Origin of the sequence: Stutzerimonas zhaodongensis (assembly GCF_003696365.1) — a bacterium.
GTDB lineage: Bacteria > Pseudomonadota > Gammaproteobacteria > Pseudomonadales > Pseudomonadaceae > Stutzerimonas > Stutzerimonas zhaodongensis.
On sequence record NZ_RFFM01000002.1, the window covers coordinates 511,276 to 524,594 of the forward strand.

8 protein-coding genes are annotated in these 13,319 nt (G+C 58.8%); 2 read left to right on the forward strand and 6 right to left on the reverse strand.

The window, feature by feature from the left end:
* Position 1: 1 nt before the first annotated feature.
* The 6 genes from nqrE to EA797_RS10800 form a co-directional block, all read right to left on the reverse strand.
* Positions 2-610 carry an NADH:ubiquinone reductase (Na(+)-transporting) subunit E gene (gene nqrE, locus EA797_RS10775; RefSeq protein WP_122165194.1) on the reverse strand — a complete coding sequence of 203 codons (609 nt, stop codon included), beginning with the start codon at positions 608-610 and terminating at the stop codon, positions 2-4.
* Complete coding sequence (locus EA797_RS10780; RefSeq protein ID WP_208644434.1) at positions 610-1,284, reverse strand: NADH:ubiquinone reductase (Na(+)-transporting) subunit D; 675 nt, start codon at positions 1,282-1,284, stop codon at positions 610-612. Before EA797_RS10780 ends, nqrE begins: the two co-directional genes overlap by 1 nt.
* Positions 1,281-2,066: a Na(+)-translocating NADH-quinone reductase subunit C gene (locus EA797_RS10785; protein WP_122165196.1), complete on the reverse strand. Its 786-nt coding sequence runs from the start codon at positions 2,064-2,066 to the stop codon at positions 1,281-1,283. The genes EA797_RS10780 and EA797_RS10785 overlap by 4 nt, the downstream gene beginning before the upstream one ends.
* The gene (locus tag EA797_RS10790; RefSeq protein ID WP_122165197.1) at positions 2,059-3,270 is read right to left on the reverse strand and encodes an NADH:ubiquinone reductase (Na(+)-transporting) subunit B; all 1,212 of its coding nucleotides are present in this window, start codon (positions 3,268-3,270) and stop codon (positions 2,059-2,061) included. Before EA797_RS10790 ends, EA797_RS10785 begins: the two co-directional genes overlap by 8 nt.
* Positions 3,271-3,273: 3 nt before the next feature.
* Positions 3,274-4,611: a Na(+)-translocating NADH-quinone reductase subunit A gene (locus EA797_RS10795; protein ID WP_122165198.1), complete on the reverse strand. Its 1,338-nt coding sequence runs from the start codon at positions 4,609-4,611 to the stop codon at positions 3,274-3,276.
* Between the two features lie 319 nt (positions 4,612-4,930).
* Positions 4,931-6,382 carry a glyceraldehyde-3-phosphate dehydrogenase gene (locus EA797_RS10800; protein WP_122165199.1) on the reverse strand — a complete coding sequence of 484 codons (1,452 nt, stop codon included), beginning with the start codon at positions 6,380-6,382 and terminating at the stop codon, positions 4,931-4,933.
* A 158-nt stretch (positions 6,383-6,540) separates the two neighbouring features.
* Between EA797_RS10800 and mfd the strand changes: the two genes are divergently transcribed.
* The gene (gene mfd, locus EA797_RS10805; RefSeq protein WP_122165200.1) at positions 6,541-9,987 is read left to right on the forward strand and encodes a transcription-repair coupling factor; all 3,447 of its coding nucleotides are present in this window, start codon (positions 6,541-6,543) and stop codon (positions 9,985-9,987) included.
* Positions 9,988-10,968: 981 nt separating this feature from the next.
* Positions 10,969-13,311 (forward strand): DEAD/DEAH box helicase, encoded by a 2,343-nt coding sequence (locus EA797_RS10810; RefSeq protein WP_122166248.1) that lies wholly within the window; start codon positions 10,969-10,971, stop codon positions 13,309-13,311.
* Positions 13,312-13,319: the final 8 nt, after the last annotated feature.

Sequence of the window (13,319 nt, forward strand, 5' to 3'; positions counted from 1 at the left end):
CTTACAGCTGTACGCCAGAGAAAGACATGAAGCCCAGCGACATCAGTCCGATGGTGATGAAGGTGATCCCCAGGCCCTGGAGGCCATCCGGCACGTCGCTGTACTTGAGCTTTTCGCGAATACCGGCCAGCAGAGCAATGGCAAGCGCCCAGGACAGACCCGAGCCAACGCCATACACCGTGCTTTCCGCCAAGTTGTAATCACGCTCGACCATGAACAGCGTACCGCCCATGATGGCGCAGTTAACCGTGATCAACGGCAGAAAAACACCCAGCGCGTTGTAGAGGCTTGGCACGTACTTATCGAGCGTCATCTCGAGGATCTGCACGATTGCCGCGATTACGCCGATGTAGCTGAGCAGACCCAGAAAGCTCAGGTCCACTTCTGGCAAACCGGCCCAGGACAGAGCTCCCGCCTTCAGCAGATAGGTGTAGATCAGGTTGTTGGCCGGGACGGTAATGGTCTGCACCACGATAACCGCGATACCCAGGCCTATCGCCGTTTCCACCTTCTTTGAAATGGCAATGAAGGTACACATGCCGAGGAAGAACGCCAGCGCCATGTTCTCGATGAACACGGCCCGGACGAACAGGCTGATGTAATGCTCCATTAGTAAGCCTCCTTGTTAGAGACTTGCGGCGCCATCTTGAACGAAGGCTTCTCGACCTGCTCCTTCTTCCAGGCGCGGATGCCCCAGATGAACAAGCCGATCAAAAAGAATGCGGAAGGCGGAAGCAGCATCATGCCGTTCGGCAGATACCAGCCACCATCATTGACCACCGGGAAGATGGTGTAGCCCATCAGCTTCCCTGCACCAAACAGCTCGCGAATGATGCCGAGCGCGATCAGCATGGCGCTGTAGCCGAGCCCGTTACCCAGTCCGTCGAAGAACGACAGCATTGGTGGGTTCTGCATGGCGAAGGCTTCGGCGCGCCCCATCACGATACAGTTGGTGATAATCAAACCGACGAATACCGAGAGTTGCTTGGACAGCGAAAACGCGTACGCCTTGAGCACCTGATCGACCAGGATTACCAATGAGGCAATGATCACCATCTGCACAATCATGCGGATCGAGCCAGGGATCTGACTGCGGATCATCGAAATGAACAGGTTGGAGAATGCAACCACCAGCGTCAGCGCGACGGACATCACCAGCGCTGTCTTGAGGTTGGAGGTTACCGCCAACGCCGAACAGATCCCGAGAATCTGCAAACCGATGGGGTTGTTGTTGAAGACCGGATTTAACAGGACTTCCTTGATAGTAGGTTGCGACATGATCAAGCCTCCCCAGCGCGCAGGTTAGCGATAAATGGACCGAAGCCGTTTCCGCCCAGCCAGAAGTGCAACAGGTTGTTGACACCGTTACTGGTAAGGGTTGCACCGGCGAGAGCGTCGACCTGATGGTCGGCGCGCGGACTTTGCGGATCGACGCCGCCCTTGACCACCTGAATGGACAGCTTGCCGTCGTTGAATAGCTCCTTGCCCTGCCACTGGCTGCGCCATTTCGGATTATCGACTTCCCCGCCCAGACCTGGGGTTTCGCCGTGCTGATAAAAGCCCAGGCCCGCAACAGTATTAAGGTCACCTTGAACGGCCATGAAGCCATACAGAGTGGACCACAAGCCGTAGCCACGGACCGGCATGATCAGCTTATCGAGCTCGCCATTCTCTTCGACGATGTAAACGACGCTATAGCGCTCGCGGCGTTTGATCGAAGCAATATCTTCACTTCCGGGCAGCGCCTTGGACAGTTCTGGGTCCTTGGCAGCGACCAGCGGATCGAAGGTATTGGCATCGAACTCATCGCTGTAAGCGCCGGTTTCCAGGTTGACCAATTTGGCCACGATGCGCTCTTTGTAAAGCGCCTTGACCTGGTTGGCCGACATTCCGGCCTCACCCAGCCCTGCGATTGCCAGAATGCTGCGCTGCTTGTCGAGCTGACGGTTTTCCAATTGCGTGGGACGCAACGCAACTGCCGCCCCCGCAACGAACACCGAACACACCAGGCAGACCAGCAAGGCCACGACTAGCGTGCGGGCGGTGGATTCTTTTTGACTAGACATTACGTGCCAGCCTCCGCTTGATATTGGCCTGAATGACGAAGTGGTCAATCAACGGTGCACAAAGGTTGGCAAACAGAATCGCCAGCATCATGCCTTCAGGGAACGCCGGATTGACTACACGGATCAACACCACCATCACACCGATGAAGATGCCGAAGATCCACTTGCCGGTATTGGTCATGGATGCAGATACAGGGTCGGTCGCCATGTAGATCATGCCGAAGGCGAAGCCGCCAACCACCATGTGCCAGTACCAGGGCATGGCAAACATGGGATTGCTATCCGAGCCGATCAGATTGAACAAGAAGCTCAGGCCGATCATGCCGATCATCACGCCCGAAACGATGCGTATCGAGGCAATCTTGGTCATCAGCAACACCGCACCGCCGATGAAGATGGCCAGCGTACTGGTCTCACCCAGCGAGCCGTGAATCGTCCCGACGAACGCGTCCATCCAGGTGATGCCGCTGGCGATCACGTTTTCCATCCCGCCAGCGAAGCTGAGGCTGAGTGCGGTTGCGCCGGCAAACCCATCCACTGCGGTCCAGACTTCATCACCCGACATCTGTGCCGGATAGGCAAAGAACAGGAACGCGCGGCCTGTAAGGGCAGGGTTGAGGAAGTTCTTGCCGGTGCCACCGAAGATCTCTTTGCCGATCACGATACCGAAGCTGATACCCAGCGCGACCTGCCATAGCGGAATGCTAGGCGGCAGCGTTAGAGCGAACAGAACGGACGTAACGAAGAAACCCTCGTTGACTTCGTGCTTGCGAATCGAGGCGAAGAGGACTTCCCAGAAACCGCCAACAATGAAGGTCACCGCATACACAGGGATGAAATAGGCTGCCCCCTGAATGAAGTTATCCCACAGACTGTTGGGATCGAAGCCAGCCAACGCACTGATCAGCATCATTCGCCAGCCTTCCTGGTCCGCCAGCAGATCAGGGCTCTGTGCGTAAATCAGGTTGGCCTGGTAGCCAGTGTTCCACATGCCGAAGAACATCGCCGGGAAGGTGCAGAGCCAAACCGTGATCATCATGCGCTTGAGGTCAATGCCGTCACGCACGTGAGCAGTGGTCTTGGTTACGCTGCCTGGGCGATAGAGAAAGGTGTCCGCGGCTTCGTAGAGTGCATACCACTTCTCATACTTACCGCCTTTCTCGAAGTTGTGCTCGATCTTGTCGAGGAATTCGCGAATGCCCATTCCTTACCCCTCCTTCTCGATGCGAGTCAGATTGTCCCGGAGGATCGGGCCGTATTCGTACTTGCCGGCACAGACATAGGTGCACAGCGCCAAGTCTTCTTCATCCAGCTCAAGGCAGCCGAGCTTCTGTGCAACCTCGGTGTCCCCGACGATCAAGGACCGCAGCAACTGGGTCGGCAACATATCCAACGGCATGATTTCCTCGTAGTTCCCAATCGGGACCATTGCGCGAGGACTGCCATTGGTAGAGGTGGAAAAGGCAAATTTCTTGCCGCTCATCAACTTGGAGATATAAATATTGAGGATCGAGTGCTTGTCGGCACCGGCACGCAGGTAGTGCAGCATCTCGCGTTCCTTGCCCTCACGCAGACAGGAAACCTGCTGGTGATAGCGACCGAGGTAGGCAAATGCACCGTGTGCAGTACGGCCGCCCAGCACCGAGCCGGAGACCACGCGATTCGCACCGGGCTGAAGCTCGCCAGCTGTCAGCTCGTCGAGGTTTGCACCCAGGCGAGCACGCACCAGGCGTGGCTTTTCGACGACAGGCCCAGCCAGGGAAACCACGCGTTCAACGGACAACTTGCCTGAGGTGAACAGCGCGCCGATGGCTATGACTTCCTGGTAACCGATGGTCCAAACGCTTTTGCTTGCACTGACCGGATCCAGGAAATGGATATGGGTACCAGCAAGACCGGCGGGATGTGGGCCTGAGAAACTTTCCGTTCGAACCTGGGCGAGCTGCTCGCCCGGTAGGGATGCGCCCTCGGCCTTGCAAAGGAAAAGCTTGCCCAGATTCCCGAGCACCTTCAGGCCCGCTTCAAAATCAGCGGCGCGCTCGGTAATGATGATCGTAGGATCGGCGGCTAATGGATGCGTGTCGATCGCAGTCACGAAGATCGAGTTCGGCACAGCATCGACAGCAGGCACCTTGCTGTACGGGCGAGTGCGCAATGCAGTCCAGAGACCGGATTGCTGCAGATTCTCGCGGACCTTCTCGTCACCGAGCCCTTCCAGCAGCTCAGTACCGTACTGGGCGAACGTGACCTCTTCAGCGCCTTCCAGATCGATGACAACTGATTGCAACACACGCTTTTCGCCACGATGAACCGCGCTGACCACACCTGCTCCAGGTGCCGTGAACTGAACGCCGGGCGACTTCTTGTCGGAAAAGAGCACCTGTCCCAGTTTGACGCGATCACCGACCTGAACTTCCATCGTCGGCTTCATGCCAGGGTAGTCAAACCCTATTACGGCGACGCTTCGTACAGGCCTTCCGGCCTCGATACGCTGCGCCGGCGCACCTGCAATGGGCAAATCTAGCCCACGTTTTATATTGATCATCGGTTCGCCTAACCACTGATTTTGAATGCTTTTTTTAAGAGCCCAGCGATTTAGCTAAAAGTCGAATTGCACGACGCGCGCTGAACATATATCAGCGCGACGCTATGCCGCGGGCCCAGGTAGAAATCCGCCCGATTATAGAGGCCGCGACCCGTGACTGACCACCCAAGGTCTTCCAATTTTTTGACTGAAGACAAGCGGTCATCAACAACCGACTATTGACGCTCTGGCGCTTGAGGCGGTTGAGTCAGTCAATTCGCGACATTCTTGCTAACAAAAAACGGGAGCCTAAGCTCCCGTTTTCATCTACCCGTGTTGATCAGCGGGGGAATGCAGGCGGGTTGACCCCGGCCATGTCTTCCATCACGCGAACCACCTGACAGCTGTAACCGAACTCGTTGTCATACCAGACGTACAATACGACCCGATTATCGCTGCAGATAGTGGCCTCAGCGTCGACAACACCCGCATGGCGGGAACCAACGAAATCGGTGGAAACCACTTCCTGCGAGTTGACGAAATCGATCTGCTTCTGCAAATCCGAGTGCATGGCCATCTGGCGCAGGTACTCGTTGATCTCTTCGCGCGTCGTGGCCTTTTCGAGGTTCAGGTTGAGGATCGCCATGGAGACGTTCGGCGTCGGAACGCGGATGGCATTACCGGTCAGCTTGCCCTTGAGTACCGGCAGCGCCTTGGCTGCGGCGGTGGCAGCGCCTGTCTCGGTGATAACCATGTTCAGTGCGGCACTGCGACCACGACGACTGCCTTTATGGAAGTTGTCGATCAAGTTCTGGTCGTTGGTGTAGGAGTGCACTGTCTCGACGTGACCATTGACGATGCCGTATTGGTCGTTCACTGCCTTGAGCACCGGCACGATGGCGTTAGTGGTGCAGGATGCAGCCGAAACGATCTTGTCGTCGTCAGTGATCTCGCCATGGTTGATACCGTGAACGATGTTCTTCAGCTCACCCTTGCCCGGGGCGGTCAGCACCACGCGAGCAACGCCCGGACACTTGAGGTGCTGGCTAAGGCCTTCGGCGTCACGCCATTTGCCGGTGTTGTCGACCAGCAGCGCATTCTCGATGCCGTACTGGGTGTAATCCACCGAGGCCGGGTCGTTCGAGTAGATCACCTGAATCAGGTTGCCGTTGGCAGTGATGGTGTTGTTTTCAGCATCGATGTGAATGGTGCCGTCGAACGGACCATGAACCGAGTCGCGGCGCAGCAGGCTGGCGCGCTTGACCAGGTCGTTGTCGGCGCCCCTGCGTACTACGATTGCGCGCAAGCGCAGGCCATCGCCACCACCGGTTTTTTCAATGAGGATACGCGCCAGCAGACGACCGATACGTCCAAAGCCGTAGAGCACGACGTCGGTGCCTTTGTGTACGCCAGTGGTGTTGCGCTTACCTGCTACTTCAGCCAGCTCGTCACGTACGAACTGGTCAAGCGTACGACCGTTGCCTTCAGCCTTGAATTTGGCAACGACCTTACCCAAATCAACAGACGCAGCACCCAGATCCATATCGCTCATCGTCGTGAGGATCTGATGTGTTTCGTGTACGGCGAGTTCGGCTTCATCAGCCTGGCGATGGCGTGCAAAACGATGGGCCTTGAGTAGCGCGATCACCGAGCGGTTGATCAGGCCACGGCCGTAGATGGAAGTCACCACGTTGTTGTTACGATACAGCTGACCAATCAGCGGAATCATCGCTTCGGCGAGGGCTTCTCGATCAATCCATTCACCAAGACACTGGTCGGGCTTCTGAGTCACGGGCAGTTCCTTCCAACATGTAGGGGCTGAGAAAAAGGGCTACATTATGACGGCGCACCCTAGCGCCGGCAATCTGTGCAGCGGAAACACTGACAGCGTCCCGCGCGGATAGTTACAATCCGGGCGGTCCATTTTTTCGACCGGAGTCACGCCCACTCGTGTCCGTATTGCGCCTTCCGCCCATGCCTGCCGCCAGCGGCAAGCAAACCTGGGGCAACCTTCCTGGAGCCGCGCTGAGCCTGGCCATTGCCGAAGCAGCCAGCAACGCAAAACAATTCACCCTCCTTCTGACAGCCGATAGCCAAAGCGCCGAACGCCTACAAGAGGAACTCGCCTTCTTCGCGCCAGGACTTCCCGTCCTGCATTTCCCAGATTGGGAAACGCTGCCTTATGACGTTTTTTCCCCACATCAAGACATCATTTCGCAGCGTATCGCCGCGCTCTACGAGCTTCCGGCCCTGACTCATGGCGTGTTGGTAGTTCCTATTACTACTGCGCTACACAGACTCGCGCCAAAGCGTTTCCTGCTCGGATCAAGCCTGGTGCTTGATGTCGGCCAGAAGCTCGATGTCGACCAAATGCGCACGCGACTTGAAGCGGCCGGCTACCGCTGCGTCGACACCGTATACGAACATGGCGAATTCGCCGTGCGCGGAGCGCTGATCGATCTGTTTCCCATGGGCAGCGCCCTGCCCTATCGCATCGACCTGTTCGACGATGAGATCGAGACGTTGCGCACCTTCGATCCGGAAAACCAGCGCTCGATCGACAAGGTCGAATCGATTCGCCTGTTGCCGGCGCGCGAGTTTCCGCTGAAGAAGGAATCGGTCACCGGTTTCCGTGCGCGATTCCGTGAACGCTTCGATGTCGACTTCCGCCGTTGCCCGGTCTACCAGGACCTGTCCACCGGGATAACCCCTGCGGGGATCGAGTACTACCTGCCGTTATTCTTCGACGAGACGTCCACGCTTTTCGACTATCTCCCTGAGGACACCCAGGTGTTTTCGCTCCCGGGTATCGAACAGGCGGCCGAACATTTCTGGAAGGACGTCCGTAACCGTTACGAAGAGCGTCGCGTCGATCCCGAGCGTCCGTTGTTGCCGCCTGCAGAGCTGTTCATGCCGGTGGAAGACTGCTTTGCCCACCTGAAGTCATGGCCGCGTGTGGTGGTCAGCCACGATGATGTGGAGACGGGAATCGGCCGCGAGCGCTTCCCTGCCAGCAGTTTTCCGGAGCTGGCGATCGATGCCAAAGCCAGCGAGCCGCTGGGCGCGTTGCGCCGCTTCCTCGAAGAGTTTTCCGGACGAGTGCTGTTCACAGCGGAATCCGCCGGTCGCCGTGAAGTGCTGCTTGAGTTGCTGGCACGCCTGAAACTGCGTCCACAGGAAGTCGCCGGCTGGCCGCAGTTCGTGGAAAGCAAAGATCGACTCGCGATCACCATCGCACCGCTGGACGACGGGCTTCTGCTGCAAGACCCCGCATTGGCGCTGATTGCTGAAAGCCCGCTGTTCGGCCAGCGAATCATGCAGCGCCGGCGTCGCGAGAAGGGACGCGACGCCGGCGAGAATGTCATCAAGAATCTCACGGAGTTGCGCGAAGGCGCACCGGTGGTACACATCGATCATGGTGTGGGCCGTTATCACGGTTTGGTCACCCTGGAGATCGAGGGTCAGGCCGCCGAATTCCTGATGTTGCAATACGCAGAAGAGGCAAAGCTGTACGTGCCGGTGTCCAGCCTGCACCTGATAGCTCGCTACACCGGCAGCGACGATGCACTGGCTCCGTTGCACCGGCTAGGCTCGGAGACCTGGCAGAAGGCCAAGCGCAAAGCAGCCGAGCAGGTCCGAGATGTCGCTGCTGAATTGCTCGACATCTATGCACGCCGCGCAGCACGTGAAGGCTACGCCTTCGAAGATCCGCAGCTCGACTACGAAACCTTCAGCGCCGGCTTCCCGTTCGAGGAAACGCCGGACCAGCAGGCCGCCATCGAGGCAGTGCGCAACGACATGCTCGCGCCCAAACCTATGGATCGCCTTATTTGCGGCGACGTGGGTTTCGGCAAGACCGAGGTGGCCATGCGCGCGGCATTCATCGCCGTGCACAGCGGCCGGCAGGTTGCAGTGCTGGTGCCGACTACTCTACTTGCCCAGCAGCACTACAACAGCTTCCGCGACCGTTTTGCCGATTGGCCGGTACGCGTTGAGGTCATGAGCCGCTTCAAATCGGCCAAGGAAATCCAGGGAGCGGTGCAGCAGCTGGCCGAAGGCAAAGTGGACATCCTCATCGGGACCCACAAACTGCTACAGGATGATGTGAAGTTCACCAACCTGGGCCTGGTCATCATCGACGAGGAGCATCGCTTCGGTGTGCGTCAGAAGGAGCAGCTCAAGGCACTGCGCAGCGAAGTGGACATCCTGACCCTGACCGCGACGCCAATCCCGCGCACGCTGAACATGGCGGTGGCAGGCATGCGCGACCTGTCCATCATTGCCACGCCGCCGGCACGACGGCTTTCGGTACGCACCTTCGTCATGGAGCAGCAAAACTCCGTCATCAAAGAGGCGCTGCTCCGAGAGCTGCTGCGTGGCGGCCAGGTCTATTACCTGCACAACGATGTAAAGACCATCGAGAAATGCGCGGCCGACCTCGCGGCATTGGTGCCGGAAGCGCGCATCGGTGTCGGCCATGGCCAGATGCGTGAGCGAGAGCTCGAACAGGTGATGGGGGACTTCTACCACAAGCGCTTCAACGTCCTGATCGCCTCGACCATCATCGAGACAGGCATCGACGTGCCAAGCGCCAACACCATCATCATCGAACGCGCCGATAAATTCGGCCTTGCCCAGTTGCACCAGCTGCGCGGTCGCGTCGGGCGCAGCCACCACCAGGCTTACGCCTATCTGCTGACGCCTCCGCGCAAAGCAATGACGCCTGATGCGGAAAAGCGCTTGGAAGCCATCGCCAATGCGCAGGACCTGGGTGCAGGCTTCGTTCTCGCCACCCACGACCTGGAAATACGTGGCGCCGGCGAATTGCTCGGCGATGGCCAGAGCGGACAGATCCAGGCAGTAGGCTTCACGCTCTACATGGAAATGCTCGAGCGGGCTGTCAAATCCATTCAGAAGGGCGAACAGCCCAATCTTGACCAACCATTGGGCGGTGGCCCCGAAATCAATCTGCGTGTGCCGGCGCTCATACCGGAGGATTACCTGCCGGATGTTCACGCTCGACTCATCCTTTACAAGCGCATTGCCAACGCCGCTGATGAAAACGGGCTGCGAGACTTGCAGGTGGAGATGATCGACCGCTTCGGCCTGCTACCCGAGCCGGCCAAGCACCTGGTCAGATTGACCTTGCTCAAGCTGCAGGCCGCCAGCCTCGGCATCACCAAGATAGACGCCGGGCCGCAAGGGGGGCGTATCGAGTTCGCTGCCGACACCAGCGTCGATCCGATGGTGCTGATCAAGTTGATCCAGAGCCAGCCGAATCGTTACAAGTTCGAAGGCGCGACGATGTTCAAATTCCAGGTTCCCATGGAGCGAGCGGAAGAGCGCTTCAATACCCTGGAAGCGCTCCTCGAACGTCTGTCAGCGGGCAAACCTTGACGATGACATCGGCGTTTTTGCGTAGGACGCGGCTCCAAGATGCAGGGTGACTTCCTGCCTCATCTCCCGCCTGCTTGGCGTTTGCCGTTTTCGGAAAACGCACTCGCCAGAGGGCGGCAGTACGCCCTGGAGAATCGGGTCACGATCGTGCGTGAGGACGCACGGTTCTTGGAAGCGACCTGCCGAGGCTCGGGAGGTAATCTGTATCGGCAGTCGCTCCAGCTGTCGCGCGAAGGCAGGCTCAGTTGTATTTGCAATTGCCCGGTCGGGCTCAACTGCAAGCACAGCGTTGCCCTCATCCTCACCCTTGAAAAGCAGAACGATCAGCTGCCGGCAAACCGTAGCGAGCACACCAGCGAGCGCTTCCCGGACAGGCTTGAGCAGTGGCTGTCCCAGCTTCCCCAAGCGCTGAATGATGACCTGCAGATCAGCCAGCAAGGATGCATCCAGTATCTGATAAGACCGGACATTAGGATCGAGGTCTATCGGGTGCGTCAGCACAAGGACGGCACCTGGGGGGAGCGGCAAACCTATTACGGATTCCGCGAGGCCAGCTTCCGCCAGCCGGGATTCATGCAGCCGATGGATCTGCGGATTTCCGCGCTGGTTGCGCTCAGCCGAACCGACGGTCTGGGCTTTGTGCTGCGCGGTGAAAATGGCGCAGAGACGCTTCGCCTGGTACTCGAAACAGGCCGCGCTTTTCTCAGCTGGGATAAGGCACCGTTAAAGCCGGGGTGCTCTCGGCAGGCGCGCTTCAACTGGAGCCAGCAGCCCGACGGCAGCTTTCAGCCGGAACTGAGCATGGCAGAGGACCATGGCGAGCTGCTCACCGCTGTAGACCCGCTGTACTACATCGACACCGCGAATAACGAGCTTGGTCTGGTCGATCACGGCCTGCCTGCACCACTGGCTCGACACCTGCTTGACGCACCTTCGGTGCCATCAGCTCAAGCGGCACTGTTCAGCCTGACATTACATGAGATAGCGCCACAGCTGCCGGCCCCGGCCAGACCCGAGGAGCACGAGGTCGACGACATACTTCCCGTGCCGCACCTGGCCCTGGGGAGTCATCACTCGGTCAACTACCAACCAGGCAGTGGGCGCATGGTGGGTGAATACCAGCACCGTGCCGGGTTGAGCTTCGTCTACGGCAAGACTCGGGTTCACGGCAAGGCCAAGCCTAATCAGCGGGTGCGACACACCGACGATGCTCGCGTCTTGAGCATCGGTCGTCGTCCGGACGCCGAGCAAGCGCTGCGCCAGCAGATGAAGCTGCTGGGCTTTCGCCCGGCGCTACGACAGAGCCTGGCGCTGCCCAACGATTCGGCTGAAATGTTCGAGCTATCCAATGAAGCCGCTTGGCAGCACTTCACACAGACTCATCTGCCAGGCCTGCTTGAACAAGGTTGGCGGATCGATATGCAGCCAGGCTTCGCCTATGACCTGACGCCGGTAGAAGCCTGGTATGCGGAGGTCGACGAACCGCCTGAGCACAGCTGGTTCGATCTGGAGCTAGGCATCATTGTCGATGGCGAGCGCATCAGCCTGCTCCCGGTTCTGCTGGGTTTGATCCGGCGTAACCCGGCGCTCCTCTCGGCCCAGGCGCTGGCTCAGCGCGACGACAGCGAAACCCTCCGTGTACAGCTCGAAAAACGCCGTGACGGCAGCAATCAACCGTTGCAAGTGCTGCTGCCCTTCGGCCGACTCAAACCTATCCTCGCGACGCTTTCCGAGCTCTACATGCGTGAACAGCCGGTTGGCGAAAACTTGCGGCTTGGCCGCGCCGACGCGGCACGCCTGGCGCAGCTCGACTCGCTGGATCTGCAATGGCATGGCGGCGAGGATTTGCGTGGTTTTGCTCAGCGATTACGCGACTACCCTCAACAAGCGGTAAGTGCACCGGTTGGCCTGAATGCTGAACTGCGGCCCTATCAGCTAGACGGGCTTCGCTGGATGCAGACGTTGCGAACCCTGGGCATCGGCGGCGTACTTGGTGACGACATGGGCCTGGGCAAGACGCTGCAAACCCTTGCGCACCTGCTACTGGAGAAAGAGCTGGGACGCCTGGACCGCCCCTCGCTGGTGGTAATGCCGACCAGCCTGATACCCAACTGGCAGGATGAAACCGCTCGCTTCGCGCCGGGATTGAGAGTCGCGACGCTGCACGGCACAGCGCGTCAGCAGTACTACGAACATCTGAACGAGTACGACTTGCTGTTCACCACTTACGCGCTGCTGCCCAGAGATATCGACCGCCTCGCTGATCTACCTCTGCACATATTGGTGCTCGATGAAGCGCAGAACATCAAGAACGCCAGCAGCAAAGCTGCCCAAGCCGCAGGCCGGTTGAGTGCGCGTCAGCGCTTGTGCCTCACCGGCACACCGCTTGAAAACCACCTGGGCGAGCTATGGTCGCTGTTTCACTTCCTCATGCCAGGCTGGCTCGGCGATTCCAAGCGGTTCAACCGCGACTACCGCAGCCCCATCGAAAAAAATGGTGAGGCGGAGCGTCTGCAGCACCTGACCTCCCGCATCAAGCCGTTCCTGCTCCGGCGGCGCAAGGAGCAAGTCGCCCATGAGCTACCGGCCAAGACCGAGATCTTGCATTGGGTAGAGCTGAGTCCGGCGCAACGGGACCTTTACGAGACCGTACGCCTGGCAATGGACAGCAAGGTCCGCGCAGAGATCGACAGCAAAGGGCTGGCGCGAAGCCAGATCGTGATTCTCGACGCGTTGCTGAAGCTTCGTCAGGTGTGTTGCGATCTGCGGCTGGTCAAGGGTGACTTGGCGAAGCCCGCTCGCGGTGGTACTTCAGCCAAGCTCGATAGCCTGATGGAGATGCTTGTCGAGCAGCTGGCTGAGGGGCGCCGCATTCTGCTGTTCTCGCAATTCACCTCGATGCTGGCTCTCATCGAAGATGAACTACGTAGCCGAGCCATCGACTATGTACAGATCACCGGCGAAACCAAGGATAGGCGCACACCGGTCAGGCGGTTTCAGGACGGAGAAGTGCCGCTTTTTCTGATCAGCCTCAAAGCCGGTGGAACCGGCCTGAACCTGACAGCCGCGGATACCGTGATTCATTACGACCCCTGGTGGAACCCGGCCGCGGAAAATCAGGCCACCGATCGGGCGCATCGCATCGGCCAGGTCAAGCCCGTTTTCGTCTACAAGTTGATCGCCCGGGCAACAGTGGAGGAAAAGATTCAGCAACTGCAGCGACGCAAGGCCGATCTGGCGGCAGGCGTACTGGACATCAGCAATCCAGGCGACTGGCAACTTGAGCCTGACGACATCGAGGCGCTGTTCGCGCCGTTACCCTAGGAGGATTG